Origin of the sequence: Antarcticibacterium arcticum (assembly GCF_007993795.1) — a bacterium.
Taxonomy (GTDB): domain Bacteria; phylum Bacteroidota; class Bacteroidia; order Flavobacteriales; family Flavobacteriaceae; genus Gillisia; species Gillisia arctica.
This window is the reverse complement of sequence record NZ_CP042476.1, coordinates 861185-881108: the sequence shown is the minus strand read 5'-3', so window position 1 is coordinate 881108 and position 19924 is coordinate 861185. Positions and strand designations below refer to the sequence as shown.

Annotated in this window: 19 protein-coding genes; 11 read left to right on the top strand and 8 right to left on the bottom strand. The window is 38.9% G+C overall.

Annotation, left to right across the window (positions count from 1 at the left end; all coding sequences use genetic code 11):
- Positions 1-452 precede the first annotated feature (452 nt).
- Positions 453-2750, top strand: a complete 2298-nt coding sequence (locus tag FK178_RS03810) for a penicillin-binding protein 1A (protein ID WP_146831163.1) — start codon at positions 453-455, stop codon at positions 2748-2750.
- 56 nt (positions 2751-2806) lie between these two features.
- Here the strand turns inward: FK178_RS03810 and FK178_RS03805 are convergent, their stop codons facing one another.
- On the bottom strand, positions 2807-4969 hold the full coding sequence (locus FK178_RS03805) for a catalase (protein WP_146831161.1): 2163 nt from the start codon (positions 4967-4969) through the stop codon (positions 2807-2809).
- A 197-nt stretch (positions 4970-5166) separates the two neighbouring features.
- Positions 5167-5535 (bottom strand): hypothetical protein, encoded by a 369-nt coding sequence (locus FK178_RS03800; protein ID WP_146831159.1) that lies wholly within the window; start codon positions 5533-5535, stop codon positions 5167-5169.
- A 262-nt stretch (positions 5536-5797) separates the two neighbouring features.
- Between FK178_RS03800 and FK178_RS03795 the strand changes: the two genes are divergently transcribed.
- The 8 genes from FK178_RS03795 (at position 5798) to FK178_RS03760 (ending at position 13942) form a co-directional block, all read left to right on the top strand.
- Entirely contained in the window at positions 5798-6877 is a 1080-nt protein-coding gene (locus FK178_RS03795) for an AI-2E family transporter (protein ID WP_240793891.1), read from the top strand.
- A gap of 132 nt (positions 6878-7009) precedes the next feature.
- On the top strand, positions 7010-8209 hold the full coding sequence (locus tag FK178_RS03790) for a porin (protein WP_146831157.1): 1200 nt from the start codon (positions 7010-7012) through the stop codon (positions 8207-8209).
- A 93-nt stretch (positions 8210-8302) separates the two neighbouring features.
- On the top strand, positions 8303-9136 hold the full coding sequence (locus tag FK178_RS03785; protein ID WP_146831155.1) for a DUF1853 family protein: 834 nt from the start codon (positions 8303-8305) through the stop codon (positions 9134-9136).
- 14 nt (positions 9137-9150) lie between these two features.
- Complete coding sequence (locus FK178_RS03780) at positions 9151-10404, top strand: APC family permease (protein ID WP_146831141.1); 1254 nt, start codon at positions 9151-9153, stop codon at positions 10402-10404.
- Between the two features lie 87 nt (positions 10405-10491).
- A complete protein-coding gene (locus tag FK178_RS03775) occupies positions 10492-11373 on the top strand; it encodes a cation diffusion facilitator family transporter (protein ID WP_146831139.1) in 882 nt (293 codons plus the stop codon).
- Between the two features lie 20 nt (positions 11374-11393).
- The gene (locus FK178_RS03770) at positions 11394-11762 is read left to right on the top strand and encodes a DMT family protein (RefSeq protein ID WP_146831137.1); all 369 of its coding nucleotides are present in this window, start codon (positions 11394-11396) and stop codon (positions 11760-11762) included.
- 190 nt (positions 11763-11952) lie between these two features.
- Positions 11953-13110, top strand: a complete 1158-nt coding sequence (locus FK178_RS03765) for a baeRF7 domain-containing protein (protein WP_146831135.1) — start codon at positions 11953-11955, stop codon at positions 13108-13110.
- Positions 13111-13204: 94 nt separating this feature from the next.
- Positions 13205-13942: an NYN domain-containing protein gene (locus FK178_RS03760; protein WP_146831133.1), complete on the top strand. Its 738-nt coding sequence runs from the start codon at positions 13205-13207 to the stop codon at positions 13940-13942.
- Positions 13943-13949: 7 nt separating this feature from the next.
- On the opposite strand, the gene FK178_RS03755 is transcribed toward FK178_RS03760, so the two are convergent.
- Both FK178_RS03755 and FK178_RS03750 read right to left on the bottom strand, forming a co-directional pair.
- A complete protein-coding gene (locus tag FK178_RS03755) occupies positions 13950-14882 on the bottom strand; it encodes an alpha/beta hydrolase (RefSeq protein ID WP_205677211.1) in 933 nt (310 codons plus the stop codon).
- The gene (locus FK178_RS03750; protein WP_146831131.1) at positions 14863-15351 is read right to left on the bottom strand and encodes a hypothetical protein; all 489 of its coding nucleotides are present in this window, start codon (positions 15349-15351) and stop codon (positions 14863-14865) included. The genes FK178_RS03755 and FK178_RS03750 overlap by 20 nt, the downstream gene beginning before the upstream one ends.
- A 342-nt stretch (positions 15352-15693) precedes the next feature.
- Here FK178_RS03750 and FK178_RS03745 point away from each other — a divergent pair, with 342 nt between their 5' ends.
- Positions 15694-16551, top strand: a complete 858-nt coding sequence (locus tag FK178_RS03745; protein WP_146831129.1) for a pirin family protein — start codon at positions 15694-15696, stop codon at positions 16549-16551.
- An 81-nt stretch (positions 16552-16632) separates the two neighbouring features.
- Positions 16633-17034, top strand: coding sequence for a GlcG/HbpS family heme-binding protein (locus tag FK178_RS03740; protein WP_146831127.1), 402 nt, complete (start codon positions 16633-16635; stop codon positions 17032-17034).
- A 41-nt stretch (positions 17035-17075) separates the two neighbouring features.
- Here the strand turns inward: FK178_RS03740 and hisIE are convergent, their stop codons facing one another.
- The 4 genes from hisIE to hisH are packed head-to-tail and all read right to left on the bottom strand — an operon-like array spanning position 17076 to position 19901.
- Positions 17076-17693, bottom strand: coding sequence for a bifunctional phosphoribosyl-AMP cyclohydrolase/phosphoribosyl-ATP diphosphatase HisIE (gene hisIE, locus FK178_RS03735; protein ID WP_146831125.1), 618 nt, complete (start codon positions 17691-17693; stop codon positions 17076-17078).
- 38 nt (positions 17694-17731) lie between these two features.
- Positions 17732-18493, bottom strand: coding sequence for an imidazole glycerol phosphate synthase subunit HisF (gene hisF, locus FK178_RS03730; protein ID WP_146831123.1), 762 nt, complete (start codon positions 18491-18493; stop codon positions 17732-17734).
- 39 nt (positions 18494-18532) lie between these two features.
- Positions 18533-19288 (bottom strand): 1-(5-phosphoribosyl)-5-[(5-phosphoribosylamino)methylideneamino]imidazole-4-carboxamide isomerase, encoded by a 756-nt coding sequence (gene hisA, locus FK178_RS03725; protein WP_146831121.1) that lies wholly within the window; start codon positions 19286-19288, stop codon positions 18533-18535.
- Between the two features lie 31 nt (positions 19289-19319).
- Entirely contained in the window at positions 19320-19901 is a 582-nt protein-coding gene (gene hisH, locus FK178_RS03720; RefSeq protein ID WP_146831119.1) for an imidazole glycerol phosphate synthase subunit HisH, read from the bottom strand.
- Between the last annotated feature and the right edge of the window lie 23 nt (positions 19902-19924).

The following is a 19924-nucleotide window of genomic DNA, read 5'->3' as shown; positions in this document are numbered from 1 at the left end:
ACCATGAACACTTCACAACACATCCACGACAAAAGGAATTTTTTAAACCTTAAAGGATCTACCAGAATTACCTGGTCCGGTAAAAGACGTTACGATTAACGATTCAATTTTTAAATATTACATTATGAGAACTTTAGAGACAACATTAGCGAATGATGGCAGTAGTATCACCCGTAAAAATTTCCTGAACATCAGGCAGACAGCCAGAGGCGAGTGGTATGATAGAAGACGGTACTGCTTTTAGAACCCGAAAAAAGATTAGAATACTCAGCTGCAATAACCCCAAAAAATTAATGTATGTATTCATTTTTAGATCAATAGCCGTTGCTACCTGAAGTAACGGCTATTTTGTTTCTTCCCTATTGCATAGTCCTTTTAATTTCATAAAATAAACCTAAACAGGGAAATAATATTTTATTAGTATTCGTTTATTTGTAGGTTGATACTTAACTATGCTTGAACGAATAAAGAACTTACCTAAACCTGCAAAAATTGCAATAGGAATTTTTTCTTCTCTTATCATTATATTACTGTTATTTTACTTCAGTATTTATTTTGGTGTTTTTGGAAAGATGCCAGATACCCAGGAATTATCACAGCTCAAACAAAGTGAAGCTACACAGGTTCTCTCTGCCGAAGGTGAACTTATAGGAAAATATTATGTTTTTGACAGGCAACCTATAAAATATGAACAATTACCCCAACATCTTATAGAAGGTTTAATAGCCACTGAAGATGTTAGATTTTATGATCATAGTGGTATTGATGGAAAAAGTTTATTGAGGGTATTCTTTAAAACTCTTCTGCTCCAGGATAAATCTTCCGGCGGGGGAAGTACCATTACCTTACAACTTGCGAAAAACCTGTATGGGCGTAAAAATTACGGGCCTTTTGGTATTGTTGTGAATAAAATTCAGGAAGCAATTATTGCGAAACGTCTTGAAAGGATCCACGGTAAGAAGGAGATCTTAACTCTTTATTTGAATACCGTTCCTTTTAGCGATAACACTTACGGAATTGAAAGTGCCGCGGCAAAGTTTTTTGATAAACGTACCAGCAATCTTACGCTGGAGGAATCTGCCGTATTAGTGGGAATGCTTAAAGCCTCCCATTATTTCAATCCGCGAATATTTCCTGAAAGAAGCAGGTTGCGCAGGGACGTGGTTCTCTTTCAAATGAATAAGTACGGGTACATTACAGATGTTCAAATGGAAGAGGCAAAACAAAAAGATCTCGTCCTGGATTATCAATTTTACAGTCATGATCAGGGGCTTGCCCCCTATTTCCGGGAACAATTAAGAAAAGATCTTATTTCCATCCTTGATACCTTGCCAAATAAAAATGGTGAAAAATTCAATATATACCGTGATGGTTTAATTGTACACACCACTATAGATTACCATATGCAGGAACTGGCCGAAAATGCCACACGCACCCATCTCGAAGTACTGCAACAAACTCATGAAAAATCTTATGGCAAAAATGGGCCCTGGCTTAAAAACAAAGATATTATTCTTGACGCTGCCAGGCGCACAGATCAATTTCAGAAACTAAAAGCCAATGGCTTAAGCGACGACGATATACTGGCCGAGCTTGGAAAGGATACCCGGGAAATGAAACTCTTTGACTACGGAAAAGAAAAGCTGATAAAAGCCAGTACGCTGGACAGTATTATACATTATATAAAATTTCTTAATGCGGGATTTTTGGCGGTGGAACCTGAAACAGGGGCGGTTAAAACCTGGGTAGGAGGAGTAGATTTTGAACATTTTAAATTTGACCACGTAAGCCAGAGCAAAAGGCAGGTGGGTTCTACCTTCAAGCCTATTGTTTATACAGCTGCCCTGGAAAATGGTATAGGCCCCTGCTCCTATTTCTCTGCAAATGAAGTAACGTATGAAGGTGGGTGGACCCCTTCAAATTCCGGAGCACCGGAAGAGGATCCTTACATGAATTATAACCTTACCACGGCATTGAGTCAGTCGATGAACACCATTGCGGTGAAGGTCCTTATGGAAACCGGAATTGGCAATGTTGTAAATCAGGCCAAAAAGATGGGAATAACCTCAGATCTTCCACGGGTTCCTTCTATAGCCCTTGGGACTGCCGAGCTAAGTTTAAGAGAGGTGGCAAGGGCTTTTACCAGTTATGCAAATGATGGAAAACCAAGCACCCCTTATTATATCTCCAGAATTGAAGACGGCGAAGGAAATCTTCTTGCCGAATTTAAACCCAAGGTTGCTGCCAACAGGGCTTTTACCGAAACAAACCGGCAGATCATGATTGAAATGATGAAAGCAACGGTGAATGAGGGAACCGCTGTAAGGTTAAGGAGTGTATACGGCCTGCAAAACGATATTGCCGGCAAAACAGGTACTACCCAGGCCAATAAAGATGGCTGGTTTGTTGGGATCACACCGAAACTGCTAACTGTCACCTGGGTAGGAACAGATGACCATCGAATTGGTTTTAGAAGTACATCTATTGGACAGGGAGCAAATTCGGCCCTTCCCATTTTTGCTTTATTCTTAAAAAGCCTGAATGAGGATGAAAAATACAATGAGATCACAAAGGCCCGTTTCCCACCCACATGGGCCAGCGTTGCAGAAATGATGGATTGTGAACCGGAAGAAAGGGACGGTTTCCTTGAAAGATTGTTAACCAATCCTGACAAGGAAAGAAGAAAAAACCAAACCGGCGGCAAAAAAAAGAAAGGCTTTTTTAAGCGCCTTTTTGGTAAAAAGAATTAAAAAAAGATCCGGGTTCTTTTGAAACCCGGATCTTCAATCCATAATTAAGATAAATATCAGGCCGGAATATTTTCCGCCTTTTCCCTGTTCCAGAATCTATGTTTCTTAATGGCAGAAATGAAATCTTTCGGCAAGCTTTCTTTATCTCCGTTAAGAATAACTCCTTTTTTAGAGAATTGATCCTTGGGTAATCTATTGTAAAAATAGGTGCTCTCCAGTAGTGCACCATTTTCGGCAGCACCAATAGGTTTACAGTGTTTGTATGCCTCGTTAAGGAAATGAATGGCGTCGCCATCATTTTTAAGTTTGGAAATGCTTTGATCCCCACCAGGTACATAAACTGCGTCAAAAACCACAGAAGTAGTGGTTAAAAAACTGTCATCAATTTTTACATTCTCCCCTCCACTGGTTTTAAGCATTCCTGTTTTGGGCGCTACTATTTTAACCGTAGCCCCTTCTTTTTCCAGTGCCTTTTTCATAGAGTTTAGCGAATCATCCTCTACCTCATCTGCACATAAAAAGGCTACCGTCCTGGAGGCGACAAATTCCACCAGGTTATTAAGCATGCTTAAAGGAAGGGAAGATTTTATAGTTTGTTCTACATGTTTTGGTTCAAATTCCTCCGGTCCCGCATCTGCCGGTATTCCTTTATTTATTGGTTTTTCTGGTTCCCGTGGATATTCAACTCCAAGATTTTCGGCGACTTGTTTTGCGAGATCCTGGTCTACCTGGGTTAAGAGTCCAACCATACGCTCCCTTATTTCTACCATTTTCACTTTTCCAAGTTCAAAACTAAAGGCATCTACAATATGTTTTTTCTCCACTTCTGTCTGGCTGTTATAGAATAAGGTAGCCTGACTAAAGAAATCTAAAAAGCTTTGGCTTCGGGTCCTGATCTTATTGGCATCAATTTTCTCATGATGAGATACAAAGCCACCTTCTTTCATTTTTGCCTGGAAGGGACATCCCCCACCCAATGAATTTGGATGATAATTTGTTTTACCCACATTAATTTCCTGTCGCATATGCCCGCCACGCTGATTATTATGAGATTTGGCAATAGGTCTGTTTATTGGAATTTCATGAAAATTAGGACCTCCCAGTCTTATAAGTTGTGTGTCAGTATAGGAAAATAACCGGCCTTGTAATAGGGGATCATTTGAAAAATCTATTCCCGGCACCACATGACCCGGATGAAATGCTACCTGTTCAGTTTCTGCAAAGAAATTATCGGGATTACGGTTAAGTACCATTTTTCCAATAAGTTGCACTGGCACAAGTTCTTCGGGTATCAATTTGGTAGGATCTAAAATGTCAAACTCGTATTTATGTTCATCTTCTTCAGGGATCAATTGAACCCCTAGTTCCCATTCAGGATAATTCCCATTTTCTATGGCCTCCCATAGATCCTGCCTGTGGAAATCGGGGTTCTTTCCGGAAATTTTTTGAGCCTCATCCCACAATAAACCGTGAACTCCCAATTTAGGTTTCCAATGAAATTTTACAAAGGTTGACTTACCCTCCTCATTTATAAATCTAAAAGTATGCACTCCAAAGCCTTCCATCATTCTTAAACTTCTGGGGATAGCCCTGTCTGATGTAACCCATAACAACGTATGCATAGATTCAGGCATTAGGGAGGCAAAATCCCAAAAGGTATCATGTGCCGCAGATGCCTGGGGCATTTCATTGTCCTGTTCAGGTTTAATTGAATGTACCAGATCCGGGAACTTCATTGCGTCCTGAATAAAAAACACAGGCATATTATTCCCTACAAGATCATAGTTTCCTTCTTCGGTATAGAATTTTACTGCAAAACCTCTTACATCCCTTACAACATCAGATGAACCCCGGAATCCCACAACGGTAGAAAACCTGGCAAATACGGGGGTTTTTTTACCGGGATCCTGGAGAAATCCGGCTTTGGTAACATCTCTCATAGACTCATATACCTCCAAGTATCCATGTGCTCCGGATCCACGGGGATGCACAATCCTTTCAGGAATACGCTCATGGTCAAAATGGGTCATTTTTTCCCTGAAAATAAAGTCTTCAAGGAGTGATGGTCCTCTTTCCCCTGCAGATAAAGTATTTTGATTATCATTAATTTTAACTCCTTGATTGGTAGTTAAAAATTCATCTTTGCCATCCTTTCGGTTCTTTTCGAGATCTTTTAATTTATCATTATTTGTCCCGCTTTTTTTCTTTTCATCTTTCATTTTTTATAAAATTTTCGTGGTTCTTATAAAAATCTCAAATAAAAAGCAGACTAGAAATTTGGCGCTGTTAAATAAATCCTATATTTTTTTTAGGGATACCAAAGGGCTCTTTCCATTTATTTATGGAAAGGAAGATTGCATGAATTAATAAAATAAACTGAAGTACTTCCTGGAGAAGCTGGCGGTTATAAAAAAGATTAGGCTTTAGATGTGACCATACTCCCCGCCCATCTTTTAGCATCTTCAAGATTTTCAAAAAAAGCAAAGGAACCGTGAAAAGCAAGTTGCTCAAGGGCAGCTTTTTCTTTCATTCCGGAATCTGTAGAAACTATTGCAATTCCCCGAAGTTTTTTAATAAGTTTTAGGGTATAAACATTCAGGTCCAGACTGTAATTATATTTACGGTGCGAAATAAGGGTAAATTCCTTTCCATTGAAATGATCAAAAACCAGTTTCAGGTTTTCATTTACAACTTCGGGTGTAACCACCGAATTTTCATGTGCTTCTGCAATAACAAAAGAATCAAAAAAAATTAAGTTATAATGAGAAGTGCTTCTGTTTGTCATCGGTTAAGGGAATTTATAGTAAAAATACTCCAAAACTTCCATTATCCTAAAGAAATGTTAATAACAGGAAAATAAAATTTAAAAACGTTAAAAATTTTAAGAGCGTTGTTTAAATTCTCTCTATTTCAAGTGTGAGCAAGACGAAACTTCGTTAAATCTATCAAAAAATAAAATGTGAGCTTACATATATTTTTACCTTCATATGAATAAACCCTGAAAATCATTTGTAAATATGGTTAAGGGTGTTAATACAAACATGTTTATGGAGAAAATTACTAAAGGAAAAAAGATCCTCATTATAGGAACAATGTTCATTGTAGGTTCCTACTTTTTATTTCTCGGCCTTGTGGAGGCGAGGGGATTTTTAGCCCCTCTGGTGATGGCTATCGTACTGGCTTTACTTATGATCCCCTTTTCAAATAAACTGGAACGTTCCTTTTTGAACCGCGGATTTTCTTCCCTTGCCAGCACTTTAATCCTTTTTATAATTTCCCTTGGGGTCTTTGCGCTCTTATCATTTCAAATCAAAAACTTTGTGAATGACTGGGATCTCATAAAGGAAAAAATGAGTCCAAAGATAGAGCAGGCAGAAAGTTTTATTTATGATCATACAGCATTAACTAAAGAAGATTTTGAAACTTATAAAGAGGAGAATGACCTTACCGCTATGGGGGGAAGTAGCAGTGCCGGCCAGAAAGCTTTTGGTTTTATGACAGCTGTACTCAGTTTTTTAAGTAACTATCTCCTGGTTTTTATTTATATTTTTTTCCTCCTGAATTACCGTAAGAAGTTTAAGAAATTCTTTCTGAAACTCGCGCCCAATGAGAAGCAAAAAGAGACAAATGCAATTATCGATAATACCGCAACCCTGGTGCAACAATACCTGGTAGGGAAATCCTTTCTTATAATATTACTTACAGTTCTTTACAGCATTGGCCTGGGGGCTTCGGGGGTTGATAATTTTATACTAATCTCATTTATTGGCGCTTTTCTTTCCTTAATTCCTTTCATTGGAAATATTATAGCCTTTGGCCTCGCCCTGGTTTTTGGTTATCTCACTACCGGGGAGATAGGAGTTTTAATTGGTATAATTATCACATTTGTGGTTGTGCAGTTTATTGAAAGTTATATTCTTGAGCCTTATGTAGTAGGAGATAAAGTGAATCTTCACCCATTTTTAGTGATCCTGGCCATCATTTTAGGAAATATGGTATGGGGGATTTTAGGAATGATCCTCGCCATTCCTGTTTTGGGTATTTTAAATATAATTTTTAACCACGTGCCTTCCTTAAAACCCTTTGGTTATCTTTTAAGCACAGATAAAGAAGACGATAAATCTTAAGCATATCTCAAAATGAATGTTTCTAAATAGTTAAGAAAACAATAACCTTAGATTAATCTTATGTTTCCTACATTTATTCTGCATTATTTTGCGCCGAAATTTTAAGCTTATTGTTAAGTCAAATATCATTTAATGATCATTAAAAAAGTTTTCGTTGCATTCACCTTTATACTTTTTTCATTACCGGCTTTAGCACAGGAGGATACTCTTGTTCCTCCTAAAACAAATCTCAAATGGTTTGAGACAATTTCAGTGGGCGGGTATGTTCAGGCCAGATACAACAGGCTTTTGGAAACCAATCCGCAATTAACCTGTGAGCAGTGTGACGGTAGTTGGGGAGATGGTAATGGTTTTTCTTTGCGCAGGGTAAGGTTAAAATTTTCAGGAAATCTGGGAGATTATGTATCCTTTTATATTCAACCGGATTTTGCAAGTTCGGGTGGACAGCACCTGGGGCAATTACGTGATGCTTATTTTGATGTAAGCCTTGATAAAAATGGTGAATACAGGTTCAGGTTTGGTCAAAGCAAGGTCCCTTATGGTTTTGAGAATATGCAATCCAGCCAGAACAGAATTCCGCTGGATAGGAATGATGCCTTGAACAGTTCTATTAGAAATGAACGGGAACTGGGAGTGTTTTTTTACTGGACCCCCACCTTAATTCAGGAAAGGTTTTCTATGTTAAATAAATTGGGCTTAAAGGGTTCCGGGGATTATGGGGTATTTGGTTTTGGAGTATTTAACGGTCAAACCGGGAATTCGCCGGAACTCAATAATAAGCTGCATGTAGTAGGGCGTCTCTCCTATCCTTTCCTTCTGGGTTCTCAAATTATTGAACCCGGGATACAGGCATATACGGGCCAATATCAAATGCCCACAGGAAATGTAAGCAATGGCACTATGGTAAATAATGATCTTAATTACCTGGACCAACGCGTTGCGGCGAGTTTTATATTATATCCACAACCATTTGGAATCCAGGCTGAATATAATATAGGTAAAGGCCCCGAATTTAATAAGGAAACCAACAGCATTGAAGTCACGCCCCTGCATGGAGGATATGCCACTTTAACCTATAAAACACACATTGGAAACCAGGTTCTTTTTCCCTTTACCCGATACCATTATTATAACGGAGGTAAGAAATTTGAGCGGGATGCAAGAAGTTATGAGGTAAAGGAATTGGAAATAGGGGTTGAATGGCAACCCGTTAAAGCCTTTGAGCTTGTAGCAATGTACACTATCTCATCAAGAAGATATGAAGATTTCATAATAAGAGATAATTTGCAGGAAGGAAGCTTGCTGCGTTTGCAGGCACAGGTAAATTTTTAAGTTCAAAGTTTTGGGTCTTCCGTTATTCAAATCTTCCATGAAGAAATAAATGCAGGCTCTCCATACTAACTTACTTCGTATTTATATTGTGTTATGAACAACAGGATTAAAGAGCAGTTTTGGGGTTTTGTGAAAACTCCTCCCCTTTGGAACAAAACTCCACTTTTTGGTCTTACACAATTTGAGTTCCCCCAAATTAAGGAAACCGATGACTTCTCCCCTACCTATGAAATTCCTGAACTGAACTCGAATTTTGTACTGGGAAAACGCATGGAATTCTTTTTTGACCATTTGCTCCAACATTCTGAAAAATATGAAGTCATTGTAAAAAATCTGCAAATATTTAAAGGCAAGATAACCCTGGGAGAAATTGATTTTCTTATTAAAGATCGCAAAACAAGCACTCCTTACCATATTGAATTGGTTTACAAGTTCTACCTTTATGATCCTTCTTTTAAAGATCCGGCTGCGAGGTGGATTGGGCCAAATAGGAAAGATTCTTTGCTCCAGAAGATCTCCAGATTAGAGGAACAGCAGCTACCTCTTCTTTATGAGAAGGAAACACTCCAAATTTTGAATAATTATAACCTTCCAGTAAACGAAATTGAACAACAGGTTTGTTTTAAAGCCACTTTATTCCTGCCTAAAGGAATAAAACAGCCTGATACAAGGGAAATAAATACCTCCTGCTTTGCGGGATATTGGATAAGAATTGGAGATTTCACCAATTTTGAATATGGAGATAAGTTGTTTCATTCTCCGCCAAAACAGGATTGGCCCATAGATCCTTCCGCAAATGAAGAGTGGGTGACATATATAGAAATACATTTCCAAATTATGGAATTGCTTCAAAAAAAACGATCGCCGCTTATTTGGATGAGATCTGGAAACAATTATTTTGAACGTTTTTTTGTAGTTTGGTGGTAAATTACAAGTGAAAAATGGAGAAAAAAAGCTATGCTGAACTTGAGAGGGCACTCGGCTTAAAAGATGCAGTTGGAATAGGGCTGGGAGCAATTATTGGAGCTGGGATCTTTGTGGTTACCGGCGTGGCGGCAGGAATTTCCGGCCCGGCATTCCTGGTAAGTCTTCTCCTGGCGGGGATTGTTGCTGCTTTCAATGCATTAAGTTCAGCGCAACTTGCAGCCGTATATCCGCAATCTGGTGGTACATATGAATATGGCTACAGGTTACTAAATCCTGGCCTGGGTTTTTCTGCAGGTTGGATGTTCCTTATTAGTAAACTTTCCGCAGGTAGTGTCGTAGCTATTGGGTTTGGAAGTTATTTTTATCAGCTGGTGCCCATAGGATCACCCCTCTTATATTCTTTGGCAGCAATTATAATTCTCACAATTGCAAATTTCTTCGGAATAAAGAAAACCGGATATTTAAATCTGGGAATTGTAAGCATTACAGTTCTTTCCCTGGTATATTTAGTTATTCAGGGGTTGCCCGAAATAGACAGTTCAAATTTTAAACCTTTTGCGCCCTTTGGGCTTTCAGGTATTGCTGAAGCAACTGCCCTGTTATTTTTTGCTTTTACCGGGTACGCCAGGATTGCAACTTTAGCTGAAGAGGTCAAAGACCCCAAAAGTACCATCCCAAAGGCAGTTATAATTACTATTATAACCGCAATAATTTTGTATGCCCTCGTTTCCTTTACTGCCATAGGTGTAATTGGTACAGAAGCTATGGCCAACAGCACTTCTCCTTTACAAATGGTTGCGAATGCCCTGGCAAATACCGAAATAAAAATTATTATCACCATTGGCGCGTCAACTGCCATGTTGGGTGTACTTTTAAGTCAAATCCTTGGAATAAGCAGGATGATGCTTGCCATGGGAAGGAGAAAAGACCTTTTTCCTGTTTTTCAACGTGTTCATAATAAGAATCTGGTACCTCACATTGGAATACTAATTACGGGGACTTTAATAACACTGCTTACCTTATTTGGGAAATTTGAAATAATACTTAGCGCTGCTGCCTTTACGATACTTTTATATTACAGCATTACCAATATTGCAGCGTTAAACCAACCCATTAAGGATCGGCGGTACGGGCAAGCTATCCCCCTCCTTGGTTTGACGGGTTGCTTAACAATGGCATTTTCCCTGGACCTCCTGGTTATAATTTCTGGTATTAGCATCTTATTGGTTGGATTTGTGTTAAGGTATATTTTACATAAGGTCTATTAATGTTTCAAGTGAAAATAATATTTTCCGCATTCAGGTTGTAAATTGTTTCGTGCCGCTTAACTTTATTGCATAATATTAAACGTTTTAATGAATTCCAACGTTCAGAAGGCTATCAACACCTCATGGTTGAGCATTATAGGAAATGCACTATTAGCTATTGCTAAAGGAATAACCGGGGTTTTTGGAAATTCCTATGCCCTTATTGCCGATGCTATTGAATCTACTACCGATGTATTTTCCTCGGTCCTTGTACTTATAGGTTTAAAATATTCCACCAAACCGCCCGATGAGAACCATCCCTACGGTCATGGGAAGGTAGAACCGCTTATTACCTTTGCTGTAGTGGGATTCCTTGTAATTTCGGCCACGGTTATTGCTTATGAAAGTATTGAACATATTAAAACCCCTCACCGCGTACCCGAATCATACACCCTTATTGTTCTGGCAGTAATAGTTATAATAAAGGAAATTTTTTACCGGTTTGTTTCTAAGAAAGGAGAAGAAACCAAGAGCACTTCCTTAAAAGCAGATGCCTGGCATCACAGAAGTGATGCCATTACTTCCCTAATGGCTTTTATAGGCATTTCTATTGCTATTTTTATGGGAGACGGTTATGAAACTGCCGATGATTGGGCGGCACTTTTTGCATCGGGTTTTATCCTTTACAACGCTTATCTTATTTTAAGGCCCGCTCTGGGCGAGGTGATGGATGAACATATGCATGATGATATGATTGAAAACATCAGGGAGATCTCCATGACCGTTGAGGGAGTTGTGGATACTGAAAAATGTTATGTGCGTAAAATGGGGATGGCATTCATAGTAGATCTTCATATAGCAGTGGACGCAGAAATTAGTGTTAAAAAAGGCCATGATATTGCGCACGAGGTAAAAGACCGACTTCTAAACGAACTCCCCGAGATTGCAGATGTTCTAATTCACGTGGAGCCAGATGATGAAATGGTTTAAAATTCATATTTAAATAGCTTATGAAAGGATTGTTAACTATTGGCTTATTGATTTTTTCCAATATTTTTATGACACTCGCCTGGTACGGCCATCTCAAATTTGGTGAGATGAAGGGCTTCCAAAAATTAGGGATCTTCGCTATTATAATGATAAGTTGGGGAATTGCATTTTTTGAATATATATTCCAGGTGCCGGCAAACAGGATTGGCTTCAGGGAGTATGGAGGGCCTTTTTCATTAATTCAACTTAAGGTTTTACAGGAAGTAATTACTCTCGTCATTTTTACCTTATTTACCCTGCTGGTGTTTAAGAATGAAACATTTAAATGGAATCACTTTGCAGGTTTCATTTGCCTTGTCCTGGCAGTTTATTTCATCTTCAAGAAATAGATCTATTAACTGAATCAAAACTTTATAGAGGTTTTTGTAACACTTATTAGGAAACATTTAGCAGTCTTCAACCCTGTCTCTCTTTGATTTTATACGAAATCGGCTTATCTTTTCATTATTATAAACCAGTGAAAACCGCCGTGTAATCTATTGATTCCCAATGCGTTTTTTTACTTAAAAGTATTTTATTATGTCAATAATAAGTAAAGAGGATTTTACCAGTTTAGCATTATTTAACAATGATGTTTGCGTTTCAATATATATTCCAACTCAAAGAGGTGGGAAAGATGTTTTGGAAGGCAAAAACCAAAGACACCTTAAATCAAAGTGGAAAGAAGTTAAAACCAGGTTGGAGGAGAAAGGAGTGTCAAAGGATAAAATTGAAAATATGGCCGGGCCTGTCTTAAAGTTAATAGATAATAGTGATTTCTGGCGTCACCAGTCAGATGGATTTGCTTTGTTCGTATCTGAAAATGTGTTTGAATACTACACCTTCCCATTAAATTTTGAAGAATTTGAATATATAGGAAAAGAATTTTATCTCACTCCCCTGGTGCCTATGTTTAATGGAAAAGGCAGATTTTATATTCTTGAAATCCAGCTTAAACATGTAGCACTTTATGAAGCGACCAATTACAGTATAATAAAAGTTGATGTTGACGATATTACTCCTTCCAGATTGGAAGAAAGAGTAGGTTTTGATTTTGAGGAAAAATCCCTGCAATTCAATTCCCAGGGAGCCGGTGGCGGTCAAACTAATATGCATGGACACGCCGGGGCAGACAGGGAGAGAAAAGATGAAATTTTTAGATTTTTCAGGGCTGTAGACCAGGGAATAGACAAGATCATCCACGATGAAACTGTTCCATTGGTGGTGTCTTGTGAAGATTCTTTATTTCCAATTTATAAAGAGGCAAACACATTTAATCATCTTTATCCTGAGAGCGTACCGGGAAATCCTGCAGATAACAAAAACATGCAGGAATTGCACGCCAAGGCCATGAAACTTATTCAACCTCATCTGGAAAAAGACCGCACTGAAAAAACAAAACAGTTCAGGGAATTATCCAGGGATAAAACCTCTGTTAAGGTAACAGATATTCTTCCTTCCATATATGAAGGAAAAGTTGACACCCTGTTTCTTCAGGAACGCGAAGATATTTTCGGGAAGTTTGATGAAGAGAATATGGCTGTTGAAATTCAGGATAACAAAACCGAGGATAATACTTCCCTGATGAATCTTGCCGCGAAAAAGGTTATTGAACAGGGTGGCTCTGTATTCCTGGTAGACACAGAAAATATGCCAGAGAAAACCTCAAAAATGAATGCCTTATTCCGATATAACTAATACCGGGTTAATACCCTGCATTAATCCAAAGGCGGCAAAATTGCCGCCTTTTATCATTAAAAAAATTTACCTTTAAAAAAATTATTGAATTCCTATGGAAAATAAACTGGCTGTGCTTATAGATGGAGATAACATCCCATCAGCTTATATAAAAGAAATGATGGAAGAGATCGCCAAATATGGCAATCCAACAATTAAACGCATCTATGGCGACTGGACCAAACCTCATCTTGCAAAATGGAAGGCTGTATTGCTGGAGAATGCTATAAATCCTATTCAGCAATATGGATATACCCAGGGTAAAAACGCTACAGATTCTGCAATGATCATTGATGCCATGGATATTTTGTATTCAGACAGGGTAGATGGTTTTTGCCTTGTTTCCAGTGATAGTGACTTTACAAGACTGGCAACCCGATTGCGGGAAGCGGGAAAAAATGTAATTGGAATTGGAGAAAAGAAAACCCCTGAACCCTTTATTGTTGCCTGCGACAGGTTCATTTATATAGAGATCCTGAAAGCCGGGACCCGGGAGACAGAAATGGAAACTTCTAAAGGCAAATCTTCTAAAAAGGATGAATTTGATAAGATCACTCCTAAAGTTATAAAATTAATAGCCAGCACAATTTCTGATGTGGCCGATGAAGATGGCTGGGCTTTCCTGGGAGATGTGGGAAGCTTGCTTCAAAAAAAACAGCCCAATTTTGATTCGAGGAATTATGGTTTCCAAAAACTCACACCTATGATCAATGCCATTAATAAATTTGAAATTGAATCACGAGATAACCAAAGGGGGCGTTTTAAACTAATCTTTGTAAGGAATAAGGACTAACAAATTATCAATTATTTAAAACCCGTGATATAATATCATTGAATGCCGCCAATTGATTTAACCTATCCGTATTCGTAGGGTCTCTCAATTCAAGACGTGTAAATACATGTAATCCAGATTCAACCATTTCCACGTCTACAGGCCTGCCATCAGCCAATTTTAATCCTTTGTAAATAAGAACTGCGCTTACAGGATCTGCTGTAGGGTCTTGAATAGATTTATAAACCTTCAGGGAACTGCCCTGGGGCAATACCACTCCTTTTTCCAGTTCCTTGCGAACCTTGTTAAGTAAATTCTGTAGTTCTCGAAGGGTTTCCTGCGGCCTGAAATGGTAATAAACTTTGTCCTCTTCTGCGGTTTGATCTTCCTCCAAAAACCCCATCATAGGTCCAAAAACATGGATTAAGGACAAGCTTTTATTGGAGGGAATTACTATGGGGTCTACCAATAAAAATTGCCCGGGTGTCACCCGGTCTTTAAAATAACCGGCTGCAATCAATTCCATCAGAAGTGCACCACTCGTAGAAGATCCCAGAAAATGAATATTTTGATAGCCTTGTTGAACCAACCGCTCATATTCATCAATCAGGGAACGTTGCCAATCTCGCCAGGTTGAATTTTGAAAATCATTATAAGACCTGCCATGGCCGTTCAATAATACTTGTGACACCAGGACATCTTTGGAATCTGCAAATTGCACAAATTCATTCCACTCGAAGGTTGTCGCTGTATAGCCGTGACTTGTAATAATTACCGGCATAAGAGCCTGTTCTGGGGTAGGATTGGGAATGGCATAAGAAACCAGAAAATCCTGAGGATTGTATAGCGAAGGATCAAATATTAAATCCCCGTCCAACATATCATTGGTAATATCAGGATCTTTGGAACAACCTGTTATTACTATTAAGATCAAAATACAGCTAAAGACCTTTTTCATCATCTTTATTATTTGAGAATAAGTTCCAGGTTACTCCGGTTTGTATAAATACCGGAAATAATGTTCCGGCTCCATCAACACCGTCCCCTGTTATAAGGTTATAACCCAGGGATAAATTTAGTTTCAGGGGATTATTAAAACTAAGGGCGAGGCCGGCTTCGGGGGAAAGTAAAAAAGATGAATTTGGTAAAACATCAAAAATCGGTTCTTCATAATCTGCAAAAAAGTAGCCGGTATTTAATCTTATAAACGGCTTAAGGCTTCTTGCCGGTCTAAACATATAGGTGGTTGAAATAAAAATGTTGTCCTGTTTTATAGCATTTGTTCCCATAGCACTTCCCAGCCTGCTGGTTACATAGGATACTCCAAAATATAATCGTTGAGAGAGTAAGTGACTATTGGTATATTGAACTGTAAAACCGTTTTCATAATAAAGATTAACAGTTTTCTGAAATCTTAAGCCTACATCCAATTGACTGTTTTGGGAAAACCCCGCGGAACATACAAATAAAAAAAAGGTAGTTATCCATAGCTTTAACCTGTGAAAATAACTTTCGTAAAAATGTTGGGCCTTAACCATTTAAACCAAAATGCTTTTGTTGTTCATTAATTTTAAGATCTGTTTTAATTCATTCGCACCCTATTAAAATTAGCTAAAAAACCAATTGAAAATCTGGATGCTGAAAAATAATTTTTGCCTCTCTGGATCTATTTTTTAGAGTAGTTTTTTAATTAATATTAAAAGCTTTTTCTCTGGCCTAAGGCCTTGAAAACATTTTAATATTTTTTACCTTGTAAAGAAAACTGCCATTAGATGCGAACCATTAAAAACATTCATAAAGCGGAATACCGCCCAATAGCCGATCTTGTAACCTACTCCCCTATGCCCACACGGGATTTGCAAATGATAGACCCCTTTCTTTTCCTTAATCATCACGGGCCTCAAACCTATGGCCCCAACAATAACGGCCTACCCTTTGGCCCGCATCCGCATCGCGGAATGGAAACGGTGACATTTATTCTTGATGGGGATATTTCACATAAAGATTCCGGCGGGAATGAAAGTGTAATATACAGCGGTGGCGTGCAATGGATGACCGCCGGAAGCGGACTCATGCACGCTGAAATTTCTTCAGATGATTTTAAAAAATTTGGTGGCGACCTGGAGATCCTCCAACTATGGCTGAATCTTCCCGCCAGGTTAAAAATGACTGCACCAAAATATAAAGGTCTTCAACAGGACCACATTCCAACCATAACCTTTGATGAAGGTAAGGTAACCGCACGTGTTATTTCAGGAGAACTGTCCGGGACCATGGGTGCCTTCGAAACCCTTACCGAAATCAATCTTTCAACAATTAATTTCAAGGACACAGGGAAACTGGAATTAAAAATTCCGCTTGACCATAACATCTTTTTTTATGTGATCAAAGGGGAACTCCTGGTCAACGGTACTTCTGGAAAATCACTTCATCTGGTAGAATTTGAAAATAATGAAGAAGCTTTGGAAATAATTGCTTTGGCAGACAGTACTTTGCTTCTTGGTCATGCAAAACCTTTTAATGAACCCGTTGTTGCACGAGGCCCCTTCGTAATGAATACTATGGAGGAAATAGACCAGGCATATCAGGACTTCCAACAGGGAAAATTGGGGAAATGGGATCACAACTAGGCAGCATTCTGTTATAATCCTCTTAAACCTTTCCCGGTGATTAAAGGTATTTTGTAGCTTTCCTGAAAAAATATAAATGCTATGAATATTACTTTGAAGCAGGCCCAAAACGCCATTGAGGCAGCCCTTACCAAATCCAGTGAATTAGGATTAAAAATGAATATTGCCGTAGTAGATGCAGGCGCGAATTTAACGGCCTTTACAAGAATGGACAATGCCTGGCTGGGATCAATTGATATTGCTATTAAAAAGGCCAAGACCGCGAGGTTTTTCAATATGGAAACGGGCGAACTTGGTAAGCTTTCTCAACCGGGAGAGGCTTTGTTCAATATAGAACATTCCAATATGGGATTGATTACTTTTCCCGGCGGTGTATTGATTAAGGACAGTAGCGGGGAGGTTATTGGAGCAATTGGAGTTTCAGGCAGCAGTGTGGAAAACGACCAGGATGTTGCTACCTATGCCGCAAATAATTATAAATAAGATAAGAGGTTGTTTCAGAAGAATTTGAAACAACCTCCTTTTTAATGTCTTGCCTGCAGCACCCTTTCAATATCTTTAAGAGTGAAACCTTTTGCCTGAAGCAAAATGAGGTAATGAAAAAGAAGATCGGCACTTTCACTTAAAAAAAGCTCGTTGTTTTCATCCTTGGCCTCAATCACCGTTTCTACTGCTTCTTCCCCCACTTTTTGTGCGATCTTATTAATTCCGGCATCAAATAAGGAAACAATATAACTGGTATCCCCTTGCCGTAACTCGGGAGATACTTCACTTGATTTTTTACGGTCTCCAATGATTCCCTCCAGTTTTGAGAGAAACCCGAACCCGGAATTATTCTCTTCTCCCCAGCAGGTATCAGTCCCTTTGTGACAGGTGGGCCCCGTTGGGTTTACATTTATCAATAAGGTATCATTATCACAATCATTCAGAATACTTACCAAATGCAGAAAATTCCCGCTCTCCTCTCCTTTTGTCCATAAACGGTTCTTTGTTCTGCTGAAAAAAGTCACTTTGCCGGTTTCATTCGTTTTTAAAAAAGCCTCCTCATTCATATAGCCCAGCATCAAAACCTTTTTGGTAATATTGTCCTGGATTATTGCCGGTACAAGGCCGTCGCCATTTTTATTGAAATCAATTTCCATATTTTTATTTATTGTGCCCAAATGCAGGCTTGCTGATTTTATTTAATCTTTCTCACAGGTACTCCCCGGGAATCCAGTTCTTCCTTGAGCTCCCGGATGTCTATTTCTTTAAAATGAAAAACACTGGCTGCCAATGCCGCATCAGCTTTTCCCCGCGTAAAGGCATCACAAAAATGCTGCATATTCCCCGCACCCCCGGAAGCAATTATTGGTATATTCAGCTCAGTAGAGAGACGGGCCAACGCCTCATTTGCAAATCCTTCTTTTGTCCCGTCATTGTTCATAGAGGTAAAAAGAATTTCCCCCGCTCCTCTTCTTTCAACTTCTTTGGCCCATTCAAACAAATTAAGGGACGTAGGAACTTTTCCTCCCACCAGGTGAACAAGCCACTCCCCGTTAATTTCTTTGGCATCGATGGCCACCGTAATACACTGGCTTCCAAACTTGGCCGCCAGATCATTGATCAACTGCGGATTTTTTACTGCTGAAGAATTTATCGAAACCTTGTCGGCTCCATTTTGCAGGAGGATATCCACATCTTCTATCGAGGAAATACCACCCCCCACCGTGAAGGGAATGTTCACTTTTTCGGCAACTCTAAGCACCAGATCTGCAAGAGTCCTCCTGCCCTCCTCTGTGGCCGAAATATCCAGGAAGACCAGTTCATCTGCTCCGGTTCCTGCATAAAATTCGGCCAGTTCTACAGGATCCCCTGCGTCCCTAAGGTCAATGAAATTCACTCCTTTTACCGTACGCCCATTTTTAATATCCAGGCAGGGAATTATTCTTTTTGTAAGCATATTCTTTATTATTTGCTTTCTTCTACCTTTGAGTTAATTTCAATTCCGGGAAGATTGTGGGGTATTCAAAATATAATATTCCAGTTGTTTCAGGCTTATCCTTCCCTCATAAATAGCTTTGCCAATAATGGTTCCCTCGCATCCCATTTCAGCGAGTGCCGGAAGTTCATTAAAAGTAGAGATCCCTCCCGAAGCTATAAGATTGATAATATTTCCCTCGGCGCCAGTTTCCATCAGGATTCTTTTATAAAGCTCAAAAGAAGGGCCTTCCAGCATTCCGTCCTTTGAAATATCTGTACAAATCACGTATTTAACCCCTTCAGTTTGGAACTCTTTAATAAAAGGAATTAGATCTTCCCGTGATTCTTCCAGCCAGCCGCTTATAGCTACCTTTTCATTCTGTGCATCGGCTCCCAGGATGATCTTATCACTCCCGTATTTTTTAAGCCAGGATTTGAACATATCCTTATTTTTCACCGCAATACTTCCCCCGGTTATTTGTTTGGCACCACTTTCAAAGGCTATTTCAAGGTCCTTTTCAGTTTTCAATCCGCCGCCAAAATCAATTGATAAGCCGGTTTGAGAAGCGATCTTTTCAAGAACTTTATGATTGACTATATGCTGTGATTTTGCCCCGTCCAGATCTACAAGGTGTAAATACTTGATCCCGTGAGCTTCAAATTCCTTTGCCACTTCCAGGGGATTTTCATTATATATTTTTTTTGTGTTATAATCTCCTTTTGAGAGCCTTACACATTTCCCGTCTATAATATCTATGGCAGGTATTATTCTCATATTTTCTTTTGTTTATTACTACTTGGTAATTCTATAAATCCAAAAAGTTTTTTAAAATTCTCTCCCCTGCATCACTGCTTTTCTCCGGATGAAATTGTACCCCGTAAAAATTGTCTTTTTTGATAGCGGTAGTATATTCAATTCCATATTCGGTTTTTGCAATGGTTTCGTCGCATTCGGGAATGTAATAACTATGTACGAGGTAGATATAATCATTTTCCTCTACCCCTTCAAAAAGAGGAGATTCAAGATCGTAGATCTTATTCCAGCCTATTTGGGGGACTTTCAGCCCATTATTGAATTTCACCACTTTCGCTTCAAAAATTCCGAGTCCGGTTGTATTCCCTTCTTCAGAGGATTCACACATTAATTGCATTCCAAGGCAAATTCCTAACACCGGTTGTTTTAAAGTGGGAATCAGGAGGTCTAATCCTGTGGAACGCAGCATTCTCATGGCGCTTCCTGCTTCTCCCACTCCCGGAAATATTACCTTATCGGCATTTTTAATTTCACTGGCATCACTGGTTAATACTGCCTCGTAACCCAGCCGCTGAATGGCAAATTTGATGCTCATGATATTACCCGCACCATAATCTATTATCGCTATTTTCATTTTATCTGCTTTTTGCCGAGGTT

Bases quoted from the DNA above. Each gene is read 5' to 3' on its own strand.
- FK178_RS03810 (WP_146831163.1), top strand. From the start codon at position 453: ATGCTTGAACGAATAAAGAACTTACCTAAACCTGCAAAAATTGCAATA.
- FK178_RS03805 (WP_146831161.1), bottom strand. From the start codon at position 4,969: ATGAAAGATGAAAAGAAAAAAAGCGGGACAAATAATGATAAATTAAAA.
- FK178_RS03800 (WP_146831159.1), bottom strand. From the start codon at position 5,535: ATGACAAACAGAAGCACTTCTCATTATAACTTAATTTTTTTTGATTCT.
- FK178_RS03795 (WP_240793891.1), top strand. From the start codon at position 5,798: ATGGAGAAAATTACTAAAGGAAAAAAGATCCTCATTATAGGAACAATG.
- FK178_RS03790 (WP_146831157.1), top strand. From the start codon at position 7,010: ATGATCATTAAAAAAGTTTTCGTTGCATTCACCTTTATACTTTTTTCA.
- FK178_RS03785 (WP_146831155.1), top strand. From the start codon at position 8,303: ATGAACAACAGGATTAAAGAGCAGTTTTGGGGTTTTGTGAAAACTCCT.
- FK178_RS03780 (WP_146831141.1), top strand. From the start codon at position 9,151: ATGGAGAAAAAAAGCTATGCTGAACTTGAGAGGGCACTCGGCTTAAAA.
- FK178_RS03775 (WP_146831139.1), top strand. From the start codon at position 10,492: ATGAATTCCAACGTTCAGAAGGCTATCAACACCTCATGGTTGAGCATT.
- FK178_RS03770 (WP_146831137.1), top strand. From the start codon at position 11,394: ATGAAAGGATTGTTAACTATTGGCTTATTGATTTTTTCCAATATTTTT.
- FK178_RS03765 (WP_146831135.1), top strand. From the start codon at position 11,953: ATGTCAATAATAAGTAAAGAGGATTTTACCAGTTTAGCATTATTTAAC.
- FK178_RS03760 (WP_146831133.1), top strand. From the start codon at position 13,205: ATGGAAAATAAACTGGCTGTGCTTATAGATGGAGATAACATCCCATCA.
- FK178_RS03755 (WP_205677211.1), bottom strand. From the start codon at position 14,882: ATGATGAAAAAGGTCTTTAGCTGTATTTTGATCTTAATAGTAATAACA.
- FK178_RS03745 (WP_146831129.1), top strand. From the start codon at position 15,694: ATGCGAACCATTAAAAACATTCATAAAGCGGAATACCGCCCAATAGCC.
- FK178_RS03740 (WP_146831127.1), top strand. From the start codon at position 16,633: ATGAATATTACTTTGAAGCAGGCCCAAAACGCCATTGAGGCAGCCCTT.
- hisIE (WP_146831125.1), bottom strand. From the start codon at position 17,693: ATGGAAATTGATTTCAATAAAAATGGCGACGGCCTTGTACCGGCAATA.
- hisF (WP_146831123.1), bottom strand. From the start codon at position 18,493: ATGCTTACAAAAAGAATAATTCCCTGCCTGGATATTAAAAATGGGCGT.
- hisA (WP_146831121.1), bottom strand. From the start codon at position 19,288: ATGAGAATAATACCTGCCATAGATATTATAGACGGGAAATGTGTAAGG.
- hisH (WP_146831119.1), bottom strand. From the start codon at position 19,901: ATGAAAATAGCGATAATAGATTATGGTGCGGGTAATATCATGAGCATC.